General features: G+C 72.4%; 20 protein-coding genes and 1 tRNA gene. 6 read left to right on the forward strand and 15 right to left on the reverse strand.

Annotated features, from left to right (window positions below):
* Positions 1-3: 3 nt before the first annotated feature.
* The 3 genes from mscL to ABIQ69_RS05330 are packed head-to-tail and all read right to left on the reverse strand — an operon-like array spanning position 4 to position 1,460.
* Positions 4-456: a large conductance mechanosensitive channel protein MscL gene (mscL, locus tag ABIQ69_RS05320; protein WP_350349342.1), complete on the reverse strand. Its 453-nt coding sequence runs from the start codon at positions 454-456 to the stop codon at positions 4-6.
* Positions 457-491: 35 nt separating this feature from the next.
* Positions 492-830: an FmdB family zinc ribbon protein gene (locus tag ABIQ69_RS05325; RefSeq protein WP_350349343.1), complete on the reverse strand. Its 339-nt coding sequence runs from the start codon at positions 828-830 to the stop codon at positions 492-494.
* 51 nt (positions 831-881) lie between these two features.
* Positions 882-1,460 (reverse strand): 5-formyltetrahydrofolate cyclo-ligase, encoded by a 579-nt coding sequence (locus ABIQ69_RS05330; protein ID WP_350349344.1) that lies wholly within the window; start codon positions 1,458-1,460, stop codon positions 882-884.
* 67 nt (positions 1,461-1,527) lie between these two features.
* On the opposite strand from ABIQ69_RS05330, the gene galU reads away from it, so the two are divergent.
* The 4 genes from galU (at position 1,528) to ABIQ69_RS05350 (ending at position 4,346) form a co-directional block, all read left to right on the forward strand.
* Positions 1,528-2,439, forward strand: coding sequence for a UTP--glucose-1-phosphate uridylyltransferase GalU (galU, locus tag ABIQ69_RS05335; RefSeq protein ID WP_350349345.1), 912 nt, complete (start codon positions 1,528-1,530; stop codon positions 2,437-2,439).
* Between the two features lie 2 nt (positions 2,440-2,441).
* Positions 2,442-3,104 carry a GNAT family protein gene (locus ABIQ69_RS05340; protein WP_350349346.1) on the forward strand — a complete coding sequence of 221 codons (663 nt, stop codon included), beginning with the start codon at positions 2,442-2,444 and terminating at the stop codon, positions 3,102-3,104.
* A 52-nt stretch (positions 3,105-3,156) separates the two neighbouring features.
* The gene (locus tag ABIQ69_RS05345; protein ID WP_350349347.1) at positions 3,157-4,209 is read left to right on the forward strand and encodes a hypothetical protein; all 1,053 of its coding nucleotides are present in this window, start codon (positions 3,157-3,159) and stop codon (positions 4,207-4,209) included.
* Between the two features lie 61 nt (positions 4,210-4,270).
* Positions 4,271-4,346: transfer RNA gene (locus ABIQ69_RS05350), tRNA-Ala, on the forward strand.
* 43 nt (positions 4,347-4,389) lie between these two features.
* Here ABIQ69_RS05350 and ABIQ69_RS05355 read toward each other — a convergent pair.
* Positions 4,390-5,157 carry a 5'/3'-nucleotidase SurE gene (locus ABIQ69_RS05355; protein WP_350349348.1) on the reverse strand — a complete coding sequence of 256 codons (768 nt, stop codon included), beginning with the start codon at positions 5,155-5,157 and terminating at the stop codon, positions 4,390-4,392.
* The gene (locus ABIQ69_RS05360; RefSeq protein ID WP_350349349.1) at positions 5,154-6,134 is read right to left on the reverse strand and encodes a PfkB family carbohydrate kinase; all 981 of its coding nucleotides are present in this window, start codon (positions 6,132-6,134) and stop codon (positions 5,154-5,156) included. The genes ABIQ69_RS05355 and ABIQ69_RS05360 overlap by 4 nt, the downstream gene beginning before the upstream one ends.
* Positions 6,135-6,353: 219 nt before the next feature.
* Between ABIQ69_RS05360 and ABIQ69_RS05365 the strand changes: the two genes are divergently transcribed.
* On the forward strand, positions 6,354-7,847 hold the full coding sequence (locus tag ABIQ69_RS05365) for an MFS transporter (RefSeq protein ID WP_350349350.1): 1,494 nt from the start codon (positions 6,354-6,356) through the stop codon (positions 7,845-7,847).
* A gap of 17 nt (positions 7,848-7,864) precedes the next feature.
* On the opposite strand, the gene ABIQ69_RS05370 is transcribed toward ABIQ69_RS05365, so the two are convergent.
* Together ABIQ69_RS05370 and ABIQ69_RS05375 are read right to left on the reverse strand one after the other, a co-directional pair.
* Positions 7,865-9,322 carry an MFS transporter gene (locus tag ABIQ69_RS05370; protein ID WP_350349351.1) on the reverse strand — a complete coding sequence of 486 codons (1,458 nt, stop codon included), beginning with the start codon at positions 9,320-9,322 and terminating at the stop codon, positions 7,865-7,867.
* Between the two features lie 87 nt (positions 9,323-9,409).
* Positions 9,410-10,063 (reverse strand): NAD(P)-binding domain-containing protein, encoded by a 654-nt coding sequence (locus ABIQ69_RS05375; protein ID WP_350349352.1) that lies wholly within the window; start codon positions 10,061-10,063, stop codon positions 9,410-9,412.
* Positions 10,064-10,302: 239 nt separating this feature from the next.
* Between ABIQ69_RS05375 and ABIQ69_RS05380 the strand changes: the two genes are divergently transcribed.
* Positions 10,303-11,346, forward strand: coding sequence for an LLM class flavin-dependent oxidoreductase (locus ABIQ69_RS05380; RefSeq protein ID WP_350349353.1), 1,044 nt, complete (start codon positions 10,303-10,305; stop codon positions 11,344-11,346).
* Here the strand turns inward: ABIQ69_RS05380 and ABIQ69_RS05385 are convergent.
* The 8 genes from ABIQ69_RS05385 to ABIQ69_RS05420 form a co-directional block, all read right to left on the reverse strand.
* A complete protein-coding gene (locus ABIQ69_RS05385) occupies positions 11,334-12,515 on the reverse strand; it encodes a cation:proton antiporter (RefSeq protein WP_350349354.1) in 1,182 nt (393 codons plus the stop codon). The two genes, ABIQ69_RS05380 and ABIQ69_RS05385, sit on opposite strands and share 13 nt — an antisense overlap.
* An 11-nt stretch (positions 12,516-12,526) precedes the next feature.
* Entirely contained in the window at positions 12,527-13,021 is a 495-nt protein-coding gene (locus tag ABIQ69_RS05390) for a cation:proton antiporter regulatory subunit (protein WP_350349355.1), read from the reverse strand.
* A gap of 41 nt (positions 13,022-13,062) precedes the next feature.
* Positions 13,063-13,971 carry a metal-dependent hydrolase gene (locus tag ABIQ69_RS05395; protein ID WP_350349356.1) on the reverse strand — a complete coding sequence of 303 codons (909 nt, stop codon included), beginning with the start codon at positions 13,969-13,971 and terminating at the stop codon, positions 13,063-13,065.
* Positions 13,972-13,973: 2 nt separating this feature from the next.
* Positions 13,974-14,150: a hypothetical protein gene (locus ABIQ69_RS05400; RefSeq protein ID WP_350349357.1), complete on the reverse strand. Its 177-nt coding sequence runs from the start codon at positions 14,148-14,150 to the stop codon at positions 13,974-13,976.
* Positions 14,151-14,288: 138 nt separating this feature from the next.
* Entirely contained in the window at positions 14,289-15,446 is a 1,158-nt protein-coding gene (locus tag ABIQ69_RS05405; RefSeq protein ID WP_350349358.1) for an acyl-CoA dehydrogenase family protein, read from the reverse strand.
* A gap of 9 nt (positions 15,447-15,455) precedes the next feature.
* Entirely contained in the window at positions 15,456-16,436 is a 981-nt protein-coding gene (locus ABIQ69_RS05410; RefSeq protein ID WP_350349359.1) for a DUF4349 domain-containing protein, read from the reverse strand.
* 135 nt (positions 16,437-16,571) lie between these two features.
* Positions 16,572-17,399: an aldo/keto reductase gene (locus ABIQ69_RS05415; RefSeq protein ID WP_350349360.1), complete on the reverse strand. Its 828-nt coding sequence runs from the start codon at positions 17,397-17,399 to the stop codon at positions 16,572-16,574.
* A gap of 23 nt (positions 17,400-17,422) precedes the next feature.
* The gene (locus tag ABIQ69_RS05420; protein ID WP_350349361.1) at positions 17,423-18,631 is read right to left on the reverse strand and encodes an MFS transporter; all 1,209 of its coding nucleotides are present in this window, start codon (positions 18,629-18,631) and stop codon (positions 17,423-17,425) included.
* Positions 18,632-18,731 lie beyond the last annotated feature (100 nt).

An 18,731-nucleotide genomic window follows, 5' to 3' on the forward strand; every position in this document is an offset into this window, starting at 1 on the left:
CCGCTACTCGGTGTGCCTGCCCGCGCCGCTTCGGTGCGTGGGAAGCTCGCGGTCGGCGAGCAGATCGCGGATCTCGGCGAGCAGCGTGAGCTCCGACTCGGGCTCATCGGGGTCGGGCTCGCCCGACCGGCGTTTGGCCTCCGCGCGGTCCTTCAGCGTGTTCATCGGCAGCACGAAGACGAAGTAGACGACCGCGGCGACGATGAGGAACGTCAGGATCGCCCCGAGGACCGCCCCGAAGCGGATCTCGGCCGGCGCGCCCCCGTCGAGCGTCGGGATCTCGACGATCAGGGCCGAGTCGAGGCTGTCGGCCCGGAACACGGCGCCGATCAGCGGGTTGATGAGGTTCGCCACGATGGAGTTCACGACCGCGGTGAACGCGGCGCCGATGACCACGGCGACCGCCAGCTCGATCACATTGCCACGGAGGATGAACTCCTTGAACCCCTTGAGCACGGCGCCTCCCCGATTCCCCTGCGCGTCCGCCACGTCTAGGCCACGCTAGCCGACGAGCTCGAGCCGGTCGACGCTGACGAGGAGGAGCCGCCGCCGGACGACGCGCCGCCTCCGGAGGAGGAGCCCGAGCCCGAGGAGCCCGAAGCGGAGCCCGAGCCGCCGGACGAGCCATCCGACGACCCGCTGCCCGAACCGCCACTGCGGGAGTCGGTGCGGTAGAAGCCGGAGCCGTTGAACGTCACGCCGATGGTGTTGAAGAGCTTGCGGAGCCGACCGCCGCAGACCTCGCACGTGGTCAGGGCCTCGTCGGAGAAGGCCTGGTGGATGTCGAAGGCGTTGCCGCACTCGGTGCAGCGGTAGGAATAGGTGGGCATGGCGGTCTCTCGGCTGGACGGACTGAGCGGACTGGCCGGCCGGCGGCCGGCTCAGAAGGCGACGATGCGCGTCGGCGTCACGACGCCGTTCACCGGTTGATCGTGCACCTCGCGGGGCACGGACTCGACGAACTCGCTGTCGAAGACGACGGCGTACACCGGGGGACATTTTCCCATCGACCCCAGGGTCTTGTCGAAATAGCCCCGACCCCAGCCGAGCCGCATGCCGGTCGCGTCGATGGCCGCGGCCGGCACGACGATGAGGTCGACGTCGTTGATCGCCATCGGCCCGAGCAGCTCGCCCTCGGCCTCTGGCACCCCGGTCGGCCCCATCCGCTCGGTCTGCTCCTCGCCGACGGTCCAGTCGAGCAGGCCGTCTTCCCGGGTGATCGGGAAGAGCACGCGGATGCCCCTCGCCTCGGCCCAGTTCACGAACGGGCGGGTATCGGGCTCGGTCGGCATCGACAGGTAGCACGACAGCGACCTGGCTCCGGTGGAGCCGACGAGCTCCTGGAGTCGGGCGGTGAAGCCCTCGGTCGCGAGCTCCCGCTCATGCGCCGGCATGTTCTGGCGGCGCTCGCGCAGCTCGGCGCGGAGGATGCGCTTGACCACGTCGGGATCGTCGGGCATGGCACACATCCTAGGTGCACGCGCAACGGGCACCGGCTCGTCAGGGCCGGCCGGTACGCTGTGCCGCATGACGAAACGGATCACGAAGGCAGTCATTCCCGCGGCCGGGCTCGGCACCCGCTTCCTCCCGGCGACGAAGGCCATGCCGAAGGAGATGCTGCCGGTCGTCGACAAGCCCGCGATCCAGTACGTCGTCGAAGAGGCGGTCTCGGCGGGCCTCACGGACGTCCTCATGATCACCGGCCGCAACAAGAACGCGCTCGAGAACCACTTCGACCACGTCGCCGAACTGGAGTACACCCTCGAGGCGAAGGGCGACACCGCGAAGCTCGAGAAGGTCAACGAGTCGACCGACCTCGCCGACATGCACTACGTCCGCCAGGGCGAACCGAAGGGACTCGGCCACGCCGTCCTCCGGGCCGCGATGCACGTCGGCGACGAACCGTTCGCCGTGCTCCTCGGCGACGACATCATCGACGCCCGCGACGTCCTCCTCACCCGCATGCTCGCCGAGCAGGTCGGGCGCGACGCGTCGATCGTGGCGCTGCTCGAGGTCGACCCCGACCAGATCCACCTGTACGGCGCCGCCGAGGTCGAGCCGACCGACGACCCCGACGTGGTCCGCATCACCGGCCTCGTCGAGAAGCCGGCCAAGGAGGTCGCCCCCTCGAACCTCGCCGTCATCGGCCGGTACGTCCTGAAGCCCGAGGTGTTCGAGGTGCTCGAGCACACGGCGCCCGGCAAGGGCGGGGAGATCCAACTCACCGACGCGCTCATGGAGATGGCGGGCGACGTCGAGGGCACCGGCGGCGTGTACGGCGTCGTCTTCCGCGGTCGTCGATACGACACCGGTGACAAGCTCGACTACATCAAGGCGGTCGTCCAGCTCGCGGCGGACCGCGACGACCTCGGCCCCGACCTCCGCGCCTGGCTCGCGGAGTTCGTGGCCGCACCGGCCGACGGAGGCGCTACAGTCTGAGCATGCCCGCCGCCGTCCTGCCGACGCTCCGCGACGGCGACGTCACGCTCCGGCCCATCCGGGCCAGAGACGCCAAGCCGCTCGAACGTGTACTGCTCGACAACCGCGGGTGGCTGCGTCGCTGGGAGGCGACGTATCCGGGCGGCGGCGGCGTCATCGACACCCGCGCGAGCATCCGGAGCCTCACCGCGCACGCGCGAGCAGGCCACGGTCTGCCGTTCGTGATCGAGGTCGACGGGCGCCTGGTCGGTCAGCTGAACGTCTCGTCGATCGCGTACGGGTCGCTGTCGTCGGCGACGATCGGCTACTGGGTGGCACAGGATGTCGCGGGCCGGGGCATCACGCCCACCGCCGTCGCCCTCGCGACCGATTACTGCTTCCGCACGCTGCGGCTGCACCGCATGGAGATCTGCATCCGCCCGGAGAACGGCCCCTCGCTGCGCGTGGTCGAGAAGCTCGGCTTCCGGTACGAGGGGCTGCGGCGGCGATTCATCCATATCGACGGCGACTGGCGCGACCATTTCGCGTTCGCCCTGGTCGCCGAAGAAGTCCCCGGCGGTGTGCTCGCGAGGTGGCGCAGCGGGCGGGTGCCCGAGGGGGTCGCGCAGGTCTCGCCAGATGATCGAGCGGCCGCTGCGCACCCCCTCCGTCCGGCCGATCGCTGACACGCCCCGCGCCGAGTGGAGCCGTGACGCTCGCGTGACCTAGCGTTGACCCATGGACGCGATCGGCGGGGGAGTGCTCGTGGCGGTCGCCGCCGCACTCTGGATCGCGTACCTGCTGCCGACCTGGCTTCGGCGGCGCCAGTACCTGGCGACCGAGCGGAACGCGGTCCGCCTTCAGCAGACCCTCCGCATCCTCGCCGAGACGGCCGAGACGCCCGAGGCCGTGACGGTCGAGGCGACGGCACGCGAGGTCGTCGCTCAGCAGCGCATCCTCGCCGAGCAGGCCGAGACGGCGCGCCTCGAGGCCGAGGCGGCGGAGCAGCGGGCGATCGCCGAACGTCTGCACGCCGCGGAACTCGCCGCCGCCGCGCGAGCGGAGGCCGAGGCGGCCGCGGTCCAGGCGGCGGTCGCAGCGGACGCCCCTGCCCCCGCGTGGAGCGAGGAAGGCGCCGAGCGGGCGCCCGCCGGTGCGGCCGCCCGACGACGCGCCCGTCGCCGGCTCCGCCGTGCGAGGGCGCTGTGCACCCTCGTGATGCTCGTGTCGCTCATCGTCGCGATCGTCGGACTCGTCGGGTTGGCGGCGGGCGGTTCCGCCGTGCCCGGGTTGCTGGGAGCGGCGGGAGTCGCCGGTGGTCTCACCGGCACCGTGGTGCTGTCGCGCCGCCGCGTGTCCGCCCCGTCCGTCGCGGTCGCGGCTCCGGTCGCCGAAGCGCCGCCGTTCGAGCCGTTCGAGTTCGCCGAGCCTGCGCCGGTCGCCGAGGCGGTCGACGAGGGCTGGACGCCGAACGCGCTGCCGAAGGCCCTGCATCTCTCGCGGGGCACGATCGCCGCAGCGGCGATGGCCTCGATCGAGGCGGCCGAGCAGCTGCGCAAGGCGTCGCTCGACGCGGAGCTGGCCGAGCGCGCCGCGGCGCTCGCACCCGCCGTGCCGACCATCGCGGCCCGGCAGCAGGCGCCCGCTGCCCGCGTCGGACGACCGGTCGGCGATGAGCCCGTGGCAGAGACGCCGGCGAACCCGTACGCCCGCATGGGGGTCGTCGAGGCCGCCGAGCCCGGGTTCGAGAGCCTCGACGCCGTGCTCCGCCGACGTCGCGAAGCGGTCTGATCCGCTCCGCGACGAGTGGTTCGGAGCACCCCTCCGAGGGTGATAGAGTCGATGACGGCTCGGGCCCATGGCGCAGTTGGTAGCGCGTCTCGTTCGCAATGAGAAGGTCGGGGGTTCGAATCCCCCTGGGTCCACCACGACGAAAGGCCGGCGAATCGCCGGCCTTTCGCATTCCCGCCCTCAGTCTGCGGTGATTCCCTGCGGCAGTGCCGCATCGCCGACCCCCGAGATCGCCGTCAGCGTCGGATGCCCGGCGCCGAGCAGGACCGCGTCGCTCGAGGCGTCGAACTCGCCGTCGACGTCCGCGACGGTGAGCCGCACCTCGCCCTCGCCGGGCTTGGCTGCCGTCGTCTGCACGATTCCGAAGGCCGCGAGCGTGGCCGCACGCGGGGCCAGACGACCGGTCGCGGGCGTGTTCGGCACGTTGAGGTTCAGCACCGTGCCGGGGTCGCTCTCGAGCAGCGGCACCAGCAGCGGCACGGCGACCTCGACGGCGGCCTGCCAGTGGTGCGCGTCTGGATCCATCCCCACGTCGAGCGACACCGCCAGGCCCCGCGCACCGCTCGCGCCACCGGTGAGGGCGGCGCCGACCGTGCCGGAGTGCAGGATCGCACGACCGACGTTGGCCCCGCGGTTCACGCCCGACAGCACCGCGTCGGGGCGTGTGCCGAACGCCCCGTGCGCCGCGATGAGCGCGATGAGGGCGGGCGCCGCCTGCACGGCGAAGCAGCTGGCGCGCTCGAGGCCCGCGACCTCGCGGCGTTCCATGCTGATGCGGCCGTCGGCGTCGGCGCCGATGATGGACGCGCTGCTCCCGCTCGACTCGCTCGCCGGCGCCGCCACGATCACCGAGAATCCGGCGTCGAGCGCGGCGAGGGCGAGCGCGTACAGGCCGGGGGAGGCGATGCCGTCGTCGTTGGTGACGAGGACGGTGCGCTCGAGGGTCATCGGCCGACCTCCTCGACACGGCCGGCGAGGTCGTCGGGACTCAGCCGCCCCGCGTCGTCGCCGCGGAACGGTTCGATCCGCACCTCACGGCGGAGTCGCCGGATCGCCTCGGCGTCGCCGGAACCGAGCCCGTGTCTCGTGACGTTCAACGCACCCGCGGCGGCGCCGAGCGCGACGGCGTCGGCGAGGTCGTCGCCGTCGGCGAGCGCGGCGGCCATGCCCGCGGTGAAGGAGTCGCCGGCGCCGCGGGGATCGACCGCCTCCATGCGGGGCACGTGGACCCGAGACGCGCCCGCCTCGGTGACGAGCAGGGTCGGATGCCCCGCACGCGTCACGACGACGTGCCCGGCGCCCGCCTCGCGGAGTCGTTCGGCGCCCGCCGCCAGGGAGTCGGCGGATGCCTCGTCGGCGTGGCCGGAGGCCACGAGCTCCTCGTCGCTCACCTTCACCAGGTGCGCCCCGCCGGCCACCGCCGCGTCGAGGCGTCGGCCGGCGAGGTCGACGACCACGGGTTTGCCCGCGGCTCGCAGATCCGCGGACAGGCGACGGTACACGTCGTTGGGGAGGGTGTGCTCGTCCGCGGGGCCGGAGAGGACCACGAGGTCGGCCGCCATCGCCTCACGCAGCGTCACCGCGTACAGCTCGTCGAGGTCGTGTCGGGAGAGCGGGTCGCCGGCCTGCTCCAGGATGCTCGCACGCTCGCCGCTGCGTCGGTCGCGCACGTACCCCGCCCCTCGGCCGGCCCGTCGGACGGCCGAGAGCCGGACGCCGTCGTCATCGAGCAGGTGGCCGGCGATCGTGCCGAGCTCACCCGTGAGTGTGGCGCAGAGCGTGACATCGGCGCCGAGTTCGCGGAGCATCCGTGCCTGCCAGACGCCCTGCCCGCCCGCGTGCACGTGCAGGTCGGGGCCGGCGGCGTCGTCCTCGATCGTCACGGTGACGAGCGGCGCCGGGGCGAAGATCACGACGTGTCCCATGGTGGGCCTCCCTCCGAGACGTCCCGCTCGCGAGGGATCCTCGTCGCGCGGGGCATCCGTTCGCCTTCGACGGTACGTCGGGTCGTCGCGGGCCGCACGGGGTTCCGCCTGCGGGCGCACCGGCCTATCATGGCGCTCGCCGCGGATGGGCGGATTCGGATGCGCAGGCCCGCCGGTCGGTACCGGGTCGGCGCGGAGCCCGCGCGTAGGGTGGAGCCGATGGCCACGTCACTCGACACGCATTCGATCCCGCTCACGGCGCCGCAGCGCTGGCGCGCCTACTGGGTCTGCGTCGCGGTCGCGGCGCTCACCATCCTCGACCTGACGAAGGTGAACGTCGCCCTGCCCTCGATCGAGCAGGCCTTCGGGGTGGGCTCCACCGAGCTGCAGCTGATCGTCTCGGGCTACGTCCTCACCTTCGGCCTCACGCTCGTGCCCGCCGGCCGCATCGGCGACCAGCGCTCGCGGAAGGCGATGTTCCTCATCGGCCTCTCGGCGTTCCTCGTCACGAGCGTCGTCTGCGCGCTCGCGCCGAACGCCACGGTGCTGCTCGTCGGCCGGCTGCTCCAGGGCGTCGCCGCGGGCATCCAGATGCCGCAGGTGCTGGGCCTCGTGCAACAACTCTTCCAGGGGGCCGAGCGCGGTCGCGCCTTCGGCCTGTTCGGGGCGACGATCGGCATCTCCACGGCGTTCGGCCCGACGCTCGGCGGCCTGATGATCGCCCTCGGCGGCGCGACCGACGGGTGGCGCTGGATCTTCTGGATGAACGTCCCGCTCGTCCTGGTGGCGATCGTCCTCGCGATCCGGCTCCTGCCCGGCGCCCCCGACCGGCCGGCCCGCAAGCTCGAGCTGGACCCCGTCGGTCTCGGGCTCTTCGCGGTCACCGTGGTGGCCCTCATGTGGCCGTTCCTGTTCACCACCGGAGCGCCGACCGACGACCCCGCGAGGTGGTGGACGCTCATCGTGTTCGTGCTCGCCCTCACGGGGTTCATCGCGTGGGAGCGGCACTACGCAGCGAGCGGCCGGCACCCGCTCGTTCCGCTGTCGCTGTTCTCGATCAGCTCCTATCGCAACGGCACGGCGCTCGCCACGGCGTACTTCACGGCGATGCCACCGAGCTTCCTGCTGACGACGCTCTACCTGCAGCACGGTCTCGGCCTCGAACCGGTCTACGCCGGGATGGTCACCATCGGATTCGCGCTGACGAGCGCGGTGGCCTCGTGGTGGGGCGGCACGGTCGTCGACCGGATCGGCCGCCCGCTCGTCGTCTGGGGCATCATCATCCTGATGGCCGGCATCGGCGGCCTTGTGCTCGTCGCGCTCACCACGCCGCCCGCGGTCACGCCGTGGGCCATGGCGGGCACGATGGTCGTCGCGGGCTTCGGCGGCGGCCTCGTGATCTCGCCGAACCAGACCCTCACGCTGGCCGACATCCCCGTGCGCCAGGGCGGACTCGCCGGCTCGGTCGGTCAGCTCGGCCAGCGCGTCGGTGCGGCCGTCGGCACCGCGGTGGCCTTGTCGTTGTTCTACGCGACCATCTGGCGTGAGGGTGACGGCACGGGCGAGGGAGGGGATCTCACCGCCTTCCACCACGCCTACGGGTACGGGATGGCATCGGTGGCGCTGTTCCTCGCACTGGCGCTCGCGCTCGGCCTCGCCGATCTCGGCGCGAGGAAGCGGCAGCGCCGCACGCTGGGGGCTCGGGAGGCCTGAGCCGCCGCGGGACCGTCTCAGGCGACGGGGGCGTGCTCCGGCATCGGAGCATCCGAGAACGCGTGCCGCGGAACGAACGCCAGCAGCACGGCCGCGACCGCGGCCGTGAGGCCGCAGACCAGCCAGACCGTCACGTAGCCGGAGAACGAGCCCGCCGTGCCCTCCGCACCGGACGGGGTGCCGGCGGCGAGGTGACTGGCGAGCGCGATGCCGAACACGCACGACGCGATGGCGCCGCCGACGGTCTTCACCGAGTTCGTGAGCCCCGTCGCGACACCCGTCTGGTGCGCGGGCGCCGCGGCCGCCGCCGCGGCCGGGAGCGCCGCGACGAGCGCGCCCGAGCCGACGCCCGCGATCGCCATGTTGGTGACGGTCTGCGCGTAGGTGTCGTGCAGTGGCAGGAACAGCAGGTAGCCGACGGCGACGAGCCCGGCCGCGACCATGAGCGTGATCCGCGGCGTGAGCCGTCGCGCCGCCACCGGGTAGAGCAGCGCTCCCGCGATCATCGCGATGAGGTAGACGCCGATGAGCAGCGACGTGGCGAAGCCCTGCGTGCCGAGGCCGTAGCCGTACACCTCGGGGTCGGTCCGGGCGAACGTGGACAGCGGCGCCTGCGCCCCCAGCACGCTCACACCGAAGAGGCCGGCCGTGAGGAACACCGGCCAGAGCGACGGCGAGCGGAACATGCGCACGTCGATCAGCGGGTCGGGGTGACGCAGCTCCCAGCGGGCGAAGGGCACGACGAGGAGGATGCCGATCACCACGAGCGACCAGCCGAGCGGGTGCCCGACGCCGTTCAGTCGCAGGAAGCTCAGGCCGCCGGTGAGCGCCAGCAGCGCCAGCGACACGAGCGTCAGCCCCACGGTGTCGAGGCGGCCGCCCGCGAGGTCGGGCGACTCACGCACGCCGAAGCGGATCACCACGAAGCACGCCACGACGGCGAGCGCCGGCACCAGCAGCACGACCGTCAGCGGCAGCGCATCGATGAGCGCTCCGCCGACGAGCGCGCCGGTGATCGCGCCGAGCTCGAGTGCGGCGACGAGCACGCCCGCGGCCTTCGCGGTGAGGGAGGCCGGATGCCCCGCCGCCCGTGAGCGCGACCAGATCAACGCGACCTCGAGCGGCAGCCAGACGACGTAGAACCCCTGCAGCGCCCATGCGACGAGGAAGACCGCGAACGAATCGGTGAACGGCAGCACGAGCGACGCGGCGGCGGTGATCGCGGTCGAGATGAGGAGCATCCGCTTGTGGCCGACCATGTCGCCGAGCTTCGCGAAGGCGGGCACGACGAGCGCGGACAGGGCGAGCTGCGAGCCCTCGAGCCAGTTCACGTCGGCGTCGTGGATGCCGAGGTGGCGCGCGATGTCGGTGAGCATCGGGGTGTAGTAGCCCTGGATGATCCCGCTCGTGAACTCGACGAACGCGAGGAAACCGACGATCGCGGCCAGTGGGCCGAACAGGGCTGGGCGGGGCATCCGTGCTCCTCGAGGGGTGCCGGCCGGGCCGGCGTGCGGTGGGGGTGCGCTCACCCTATCCCGCCGGCGCGGCTCCGCAGCGCGCGCCTACGCGGCCAGATGCGCGGCGGGCGTCAGCAGCGCGCCGAGCTCGGCCGCCGAGAGGGCCTGGCCGAAGGCCGGATGTCCCGGCTCGAGCGCCACGCCGTGCGCGAGCGCGCCGCCGTCGACCGGGTCGAACCCGATGGCGTCGATGAGGCGGGCGACGACGGCGCGGGCATCGGCGTCGTCTCCGACGACGGCGAGGGCCCGGCGCAGCCGCGCCCCCGGAGGCAGCGCGTCGTCCTCCATGTCGTGGTAGCCGAGGTGGTTGAGGCTCTTCACCACCCGGGCAGCGGGGTTCCGCGCGGCGTTCAGCTCGCTCGTCGAGCGGGGATCCTCGTCGACCTCGGCGATGTTGCCGTCGACCGGGGGCCAGTAGTTCATCGCGTCGACGACGATCCGGCCGTCGAAGCGGTCCCACGGCACGCTGCCGGCCTTGCCGAACGGGACGGCGACGATGACCACATCGGCGAGCTCGACGAGTTCGTCGGGGCCGACCACGCGGGCGCCCGGCGCGACGACCGAGACGAGCAGGTCCAGTGCGGTCTGCCGCGGGGAGCCGGCGATGAGCACCTCGTGCCCTGAGGCGACGAGCAGGCGTGCGAGCGCGGTGCCCACCTTGCCGGCACCGAAGATCCCGATCACCGGTCGCTCCGTCACCTGCTCCTCACCTTCTGCTCGGCCGTCCGCGCACCTCGATTGCATGCGTCTTCATCGACAACGCCGCACGGCCGTCTCGGCATTCCCGACCCGCCATCCTGGCACTGGAGGCCGCAGGCGTCCTGGGAATAGTCTCGTGGCGCCACCGGTTCGGTCATCTCGATGCAGGTGCATGTATCTCATGCGCCCGAACGACGCCCGTCGGCGCACGAGACGCCCGCCGGGGAGAGGGAGCCACCATGACGCAGCAGGTCGAATTCGGACTCGACACCTTCGGCGATGTCACCCTGGGCCCCGACGGCGAGCCGCTGCCGCACGCGCAGGTCCTCCGCAACGTGGTCGCCGAGGCCGAACTGGCCGACAAGCTCGGCCTCGACTTCTTCGGAGTCGGCGAGCACCACCGTCACGAGTTCGCCATCTCCGCGCCCGAGGTCGTACTCGCCGCCATCGCAGGCCGGACCGAGCGCATCCATCTCGGTTCGGCGGTCACCGTGCTGAGCTCCGACGACCCCGTGCGCGTCTTCCAGCGGTTCGCCACGCTCGACGGGCTCTCCGGCGGGCGGGCCGAAGTCATCCTCGGACGCGGCTCGTTCATCGAGTCGTTCCCGCTGTTCGGCTACGACCTCAGCCAGTACCAGGACCTCTTCGAGGAGAAGCTGCAGCTGTTCGCCGCCCTCCTCCCGCAGGAGCCCGTCACCTGGGCCGGGAAGCTCCGTCCGGCGCTCACCGACCAGTCCGTGTATCCGCCCGTCGAGCACGGCCGGCTGAAGACATGGGTCGGCGTCGGGGGCAGCCCCGAGTCCGTCGTTCGGGCCGCGCACTACGGCCTGCCGCTGGTGCTCGCGATCATCGGCGGCTCGCCCGCGAGGTTCGCCCCGCTCGCCGACCTCTACCGGAAGGCGCTCGACCAGTTCGGCCACGAGCCGCAGCCTGTGGCGATCCACTCGCCCGGGTTCATCGCCGAGACCGATGACGAGGCGCTCGACACGCTGTGGCCGCACTACCGGTCGATCATGGACCGCATCGGCCGCGAGCGCGGCTGGGGTGCCACGACGCGCGACCACTTCGAGAACGAGGCCCGGCACGGCGCCCTCTACGCCGGCTCGCCCGAGACGGTGGCGCAGAAGATGGCGGGGGCGATCCGGGCGATCGGCGCCAGCCGTTTCGACCTGAAGTACTCCAACGGCACGCTCTCGCACGAGTCGATGCTCGCGAGCATCGAGCGATACGCCACGCAGGTGGTGCCGCGAGTGCGCGAGCTGCTCGCCGCTCAGCCGGCCTGACGCGCGCGCCGGCGCTTCACCGATTCGCGGAACCACGCGGCATCCGGGACCCGGGCGAGGAACGTGCCGGCGATGATGGTGATGAGCACGTACCCCGTCGCGAGCGGGGCGAGCTGTGGAGCGACGCCCGCGCCGACGGCGAGCCCGGCGATCACGATGGAGAACTCGCCCCGCGGAGCCAGCGCGAAGCCGGCTCGCCACTGGCCGAGCGTGCCCACGCCGGCCTTCCGCGCGGTGTACACGCCCGTCGCGAGCTTCGTGAGGATGGTGACGACGGCGAGGGCGAGGGCCGGCAGCAGCATCGAGACGAGCTCGGCCGCGTCGGTCGTGAGGCCGAAGAAGACGAAGAAGATCGCCGCGAACAGGTCGCGCAGCGGCGTCAGCACCTGGCTGGCGTTCTCGGCCACCCGTCCCGACAGGGCGATGCCGACCAGGAACGCGCCGACGGCGGCCGACACGTTGACCTCGGCGGCGAGACCCGCGACGAGCATGGTCAGCCCGAGTACGCCGAGCAGCAGCGGCTCGTACTGGTCGGCCGGGAACAGCTTGGACACGAGGTTCCCGTATCGGAGGGCGACGAAGAGGATGACGCTCACCACAGCGACGGCGATCGCGACCGAGATGGCGCCCTGCCACAGGCTGAGGCCGATGACGAGCGCCGACAGGATCGGCAGGTAGAAGGCCATCGCGAGGTCCTCGAGCACCAGCACGGCGAGGATGCCAGGGGTCTCTCGGTTGGAGAGGCGGCCGAGGTCGCGGAGGAGCTTGGCGATCACGCCCGACGAGGAGACCCAGGTCACCCCGGCGAGGGCGACCGCCGCCACCGGCCCCCAGCCGAGCAGCAGGGCGAGCGCCGCGCCGGGGAGGGCGTTCAGCAGCGCGTCGACGAGGCCCGCAGCGCGCGCCGACTTCAGGCTGCCGAACAGCTCGCTCGCGGTGTACTCCAGGCCGAGGAGCGCGAGCAGCAGGATCACGCCGATCTCGGAGCCCGTCTCGAAGAACTCCTCGCTCGCGTCGAACGGGATGAAGCCGCCGTCGCCGAAGGCGAGGCCGAGGAGGAGGTAGAAGGGGATCGCGGAGATGCCGATGGCGTTCGCGAGTCGCCCGAGCAGACTCATGCCGAGGAGGAGCGCGCCGGCTTCGATCAGGAGCAGCGTGGTCTCGTGCATGGCGGCCCCGGTCAGTCGGGGCCGTTGGCGAGCAGACGGGAGACCCCGTCGAGTCCTTCGCGAGTTCCGACGACCACGATGACGTCGCCCGCGCGGAGCCGCTCCGCGGGGGTCGGCGAGGGGATGACGCTGCCGTCCCTGACGATGGCCACGATCGACGCGTGGGTGCGCGTGCGGGCCTTGGTGTCGCCGAGGGTCCGGTTGAGGTAGGGCGAGTCCGTGGGCAGCGCGATCTGCTCGGTGTAGAGGCCAGCGGTCTCGTCCGACAGGCTCGTGAGGCGCGAGAGCATCACCGATGCGCCGAGCACATCGGCGAGGGCTGCGGCCTCCTCGTCGTTCAGCGGGACGGAGTTGCGGCAGGCGTCGGGATCGTCTTCGTCGAAGACGCCCAGGTCGCGTTCGCCGTCGCGATGCGAGACGACGCTGATTCGGCGACCGCCCTCGGTCACCAGGTCGTGCCGGACACCGATGCCGGGCAGGTCGACCTTCTCGATGCGAATACCCACGCCCGACATCGTAACCCCGCCGGAGGGTGTCGCCGCCCGGGCTACGGGCGCGGCGCCGAGGGCGGCACCTCCGTCGGCGTCGTCCTCGTCGTCATGACGAGGACGGGGGTCCCGCCGTCGTCGTCCGTCGCGAAGGAGACGCGCACCTCGCCGAGCTCGCCGGCGGAGGTCGCGTGCGTGCCGCCGCAGGGGATCGAGGCCGGGCCGTCGGGCAGCTCGGCGACCCAGCGGCGCCGGTCGGTGAGCCCGTCGCCGTCCCGCTCGACGCGTACGGCACCGCCGTCTGCGACCCATTCGGCGAGCGTCGCGTTCACGGAGGCGGCGAGCCCGTCGAGCGCGTCGGGCGACTCGAGGCTCGCCGTGTCGAAACCGGCACGGCGCAGGGACTTGTTCAGGCGGTACCGGTCGACGGAGCCGCCGGGCCCGATGCGGGAGGACTGGATGGCCGTGCCGTCGAAGTCCGGCGCGCCGAGGGCGTCGGGCCGAGGCGTCTTGCTCCATCGATCGGCGAGCGCCTGGTTCAGGGCGAGGGAGGCGAGGTGGCAGGCCGTGTGGCCGATGGAGAGGGCCCGGCGGTAGGAGGCATCCGCTTCGAGCTCGACCGCGTCGCCGATCTCGACCGCCGCACCATCCTCGACGACGTGCGCGACGAGGAAGCTCCACCCCTCGGTGCCCTTCCGCACGGGGATGTCGGCGCCGACGTGCAGCGCTGTGCCGTCGGTGGCGGCGAGCACGGCGTCGACGATGGGCAGCTCGAGGCCGCGGACGCGGAGCACACCTCGGTCGGCGGGCTGGTCGGGCCAGCCCGCGTCGACGGGATGGATGCTCGTCGCATCGGTGAACACGGCACGGCGGCCGTCGCCGAGATCGGCGACGTGCACGACCACGGCCTGCGAGACGAGCTCGCCGGCCGGGTAGGTGACGCGCGTGTCGGCGGTGGGCAGCGCCACCGTCAGGCGCCCTGGCCGCGGCCGAGGAAGCTGATCGGGATGGCCATCGCGAGGGCGATGCAGAGGATGCCGGCGACGAAGACGATCGCCTCGAACCCGGCGACGTGCGTGGCCGTGCCCATGAGCCACATCCCGAAGAGGAAGATGCCCATGGCGATGATGAACAGGATGCCGTTCACGGTGACCTCCAGCAGCGCGAGTTGCGCCTGACCCGGTGCGGCGGCGCGATCCGCCGCCAGTCTACCGACCGGCGGGATCGGCGCGACCGGCGGGAGCAGACCGAGGCGAGCCGACGGTCGCCGACTCAGCCGCCCGACTCAGCCGCCGACCGGCCCGATCCACGCCGTCGCGACGGTCGAGTGCGCCGACTCGTCGTCCGACGGGTGGAAGATGCCCGCGAGCACATCTCGGTAGAGCCGGCCGAGCTCGTTGCCGGCGAAGTACGACGAGCCGCCCGCCACCCGCACCGCCTGGTCGACGACGTGCTTCGCGGTCTCCGTCGCCCGCACCTTCGCGCCGGCGAGCTTGGCGAACCAGAACCGTCCGTGGTCGGCGAGCGCGTCGACGTCGCGGGCGAGCGAGGTGAGCTGCGGCTCGATGCCGTCGTACGCGAGGGCGGCATCCGCGATGCGCCAGCGGATGTCGGGATCGTCGGCGAGGGGACGACCGTCATGCTTCATGGAGGTGCGGCGACGCGCCGCGGCGATCGAGAGTTCGAGCGCGCGCCCGCCGATGCCGGTGTAGACGGCTGCGAGCAGGAGCTCGAAGCAGGCGAAGATGCCGAAGATGAGCGGGTCGGCGTTGGGACCCGGGTCGAGCCGGCGCACGATCCGATCGGGTGCGGCGAACGCGCCGTCGAGCACCGTCGTGCGGCTCTGGCTCGCCCGCATGCCCATGGTGTTCCAGTCGTCGAGCACCCGCACGTCGGGGTCCTCGCGGTCGATGAAGCCGTACACGAGCTTCGGCGCGTCCTCCGACGCGGTGTCGAGACCCATCGTGCCGAGCCTGGTCCAGGCGGGCGAGAGGGAGGTGAAGACCTTCCGGCCCGTGTACCGGTAGCCGCCGCCCGCCTGCGGCTCGGCGACGGTGCGCGAGCCGAAGAGCATGAGGTCGTTGCCGGCTTCGCTGATACCGAAGCCGAAGACCTCGCCGGCCGCCGCCTCGCGCTGCAGCCACTCGAGCCCGTCGTCGCCTCGATCGCGCAGCACCTTCGCGACCCCCGTCCAGACGAGGTGCATGTTCACCGCGAGGGCCGTCGCCGGGGCGGCTCCAGCGAGCCGGATCTGGGCGCGCACCGCGTCCTCCAACGACCAGCCGAGCCCGCCGAGGTCGGCGGGCACGAGGCCGCGGAGGTAGCCCGCCTCGCGGAGCTCCGCGAGGTCCTCGTCGAAGAAGGCGTTGCGTTCGTCGTACCCGGCCGCCCGTTCGCGGATCCGGTCGATGAGGTCGTCCGTGAGCAGCTGTTCGGGAGTCACGGCGCCAGCCTACGCCCCGGCGTCCTCCCGGTGCGGCGCCGGGCGGGCCTCGTCGCCGCCGGAGGCGCCCGAGGCGTTCGGCGTCGCACCTTCGCGCCGCTGGCGTCGGGCGCCTCGGGTGGCGAGGAGCACGACGACGAGCACGACGGCGGCGATCACCGCCGCGGCGAGGAGCCAGGGCAGGAGCACGCCGAGCACGACCGCGAGGCCGGCGAAGAACCCGGTGAGCGCCTCCCAGCCCGCGACCACGCCGTCCCAGAAGGTGTCGGGCTTCGGGTCGGGAGCGGCCTGCTCGGTCACGAGATCGACCGACAACGTCGAGTATTCGACCTGGTCGACGAGGAGGGCGCGCTGCTGGGTCAGGCTGTCGAGCTCGGCCTGCCGGGTCGTCAGCTCGGATTCGATGGCGATGAGGTCGGTCGTCGTGGTGGCCTGCGCGAGGAGCTCGGTGAGCCGGTCGACGGAGGTCGTGAGCGCCTCGATGCGGGCGTCGAGGTCCTGCCGCTGCTGAGTGACGTCTGAGGCGTTCATCGAGACCTGCGTCACGGTGCCGAGCTCGCGAAGCGCATCGACCACGCCGTCGAGGTCCTCGGCCGGGACGCGCAGCACCAGCTGGGCGTTTGCGGGCTGCACGTCGGTGCCCGGCGTCTCGGTGCGGCTGTCGATGCGACCGCCCGCCTCCGTCGCGAGGTCCGCGGCGTCGTCCGCGGTGGCGATCGGGTCGTCGACGGTGATGGAGACCCAGGCCGTCGTGATGACACTGCGGTCGGCGTCGGATGCCTCGGCCGTGAGCTCGCGCGCGCCGTCGGCGGTGCCGCCTGCCGAATCCTCCGGCAGCATCTCGACCGGAAGATCGGGCTGGGCCGGGGCCGGCTCCACACTGACCGTCGAGGCATCCTGGCCGCCGGCAGTGCATCCCGCGAGGAGCAGGGCGGCGAGGCCGGCGACGATGGCGGCCGAGCGGATTCGAGGCGTCGTGGCGGAGCGCATGCGCTCAGGGTAGCGGCCGGCTCGAGGGCCGTGTCTGGACGCCCGCTGGCAGTCCGGTCACGATCGGATTGCTGTTCGCTGGGAGTCGTCGGGCGGCCCCAACGAACGTCCGCCGTCGCGCGTTCGCGCGGCGACTCAGTCGTCGTCGGGATCACGCCCGGTGCGTTCGCCGGACTCGAGCGCGCCGATCGCCGCGAGGTCGTCGCCATCGAGCGCGAACCCGAACACGTCGAGGTTCTCGCGGATCCGCTCGGGCGTCGACGCCTTCGGGATGACCACATTGCCGAGCTGCACGTGCCAGCGGAGCACGACCTGTGCGGGCGTTCGCGCGTGCTTCGCGGCGATCCGGGCGAGCACCGGGTCGTCGAGCACCCGGCCCCGGGCGAGCGGTGACCAGGCCTCGGTGCGGATGCCCCTCGTATCGTGGAAGCGCCGCAGCTCAGCCTGGGGAAGCCACGGGTGCAGCTCGACCTGGTTCAGCACCGGAGCGACGCCGGTCTCGTCGATGAGGCGTTCGAGGTGGTGCGCGTGGAAGTTCGCCACGCCGATGGATCGGACCCGGCCCTCTTCCTGGAGTCGCACGAGGGCGCGCCAGGTGTCGACGTAGCGGTCGGTCGAGGGCACGGGCCAGTGGATGAGGTAGAGGTCGAGCAGGTCGAGTCCGAGCCGAGCTATCGAGGCGTCGAAGGCGCGGAGGGTCGAGTCGTAGCCGTTGTCGTCCTTCCACACCTTGCTCGTGACGACGAGCTCCTCGCGCGCGACGGGCGCATCGCGGACCGCCTCGCCGACCTCGCGCTCGTTGCCGTAGAACGCCGCGGTGTCGAGGTGCCGGTACCCGGCGTCGATCGCGGCGAGGCTCAGCCGGCGCGCATCTCCGGGCGGCACCTTGTACAGCCCGTAGCCGAGCTGGGGGATCGACGCGCCATCGGCCAGCGTCAGGCGGGGGGCGGGGGTGAGCGGCATGGGGGCTCCTTCGCGGATGCGTCTCAGCTGGGGGTGAGCGGCACCGGCTCGGTGTCGGGGATCGGGCTCGCGTCGCGGCCGCGGAGGTCGGGATGCCACGGCCGGCCGATGGACGCCGCCACGACGCCGAGGAGCGCCAGGCCCGTCGCGGCGATGAATGCGCCCTGCGCGCCGTACCCGTCGATGAGGAACCCGGCGAGCGCCGAGCCGAGCGCGGCGCCGATGAGCTGCCCGGTGCCGACCCAGCCGTACGCCTCCGCGGTGTCGCTGAACTTCACGCTGGCCGACACGATCGCGAAGAGCACCGCGAGGGCCGGGGCGATGCCGATGCCGGCGATGAGAAGGGTGAGGGACAGCCACCAGAAATCCATCACGAACGCGGCGAGCGCGGTACCGGCGAAGACGATGAGCATCCGGCGCGCGGTCGACCAGGGACTGATGGGCACGTGGCCGAGGAACAGACCGCCGGCGAGGCTGCCGATCGAGAAGATCGCGAGGACGAGGCCCGCCTCCGCTCCTCCGTGCCCGAAGACCGCGACGACGCCGGCCTCGATCGCGGCGCACGCGCCGATGAGGAGGAACCCGACCACGGTCGCGAGCAGCACCGCCGGGCGCGCGAGCACGACGCCGAAGCGGCGCTTCGAGCGCGGGATGCGCACGCGGCCGAGCTCGGGCGACGTGATGAACCAGATGCCGCCGCCCACCATCATCACGGCGGCGAGCAGGATGCCCCAGACCGTGCCGATCTGGGTGGAGACGAACGTCGTGACGACGGGGCCGACGACCCAGATGATCTCCTGCGCCGAGGCGTCGAGGGAGAAGAGGGGAGTGAGCTGACGCGAGTTCACCATCTTCGGGTAGATGGTGCGGACGGCCGGCTGCACCGGCGGGGTCGACAGGCCGCAGACCAGGCCGATCGCCATATAGAGCGGAACCGTGAGCGGCAGCACGCCGATGGCGACGACGGAGCCCGCGCAGACGATGAGCGTGATGATGAGCACGGGCCGCATGCCGAACCGGCCCATGAGCCGGCTGGTGAGCGGCCCCGCGACCGCCTGGCCGATCGAGGTGGCTGCGAGCACGAGGCCCGCGGACCCGTAGGAGCCCGTCTGCTGCTCGACGTGCAGCAGGAACGCGAGCGAGAGCATGCCGCCGGGGAATCGGGCGGTGAGCTGCGCGGCGATGATGCGCGCGACGCCCGGCGTCTTCAGCAGTTCCGAGTAGCTCCCCACAGTCATCCCAGCCTAGCGACGAGCGGCGACGCCGCCCGACGCGCCGCCAGCGCGGTCGGCGGGAGCGGCCCTCGGATTGGGGGTGGTCGCGCGTTCGTAT

Source organism: Agromyces sp. G08B096 (genome assembly GCF_040267705.1).
GTDB lineage: Bacteria > Actinomycetota > Actinomycetes > Actinomycetales > Microbacteriaceae > Agromyces.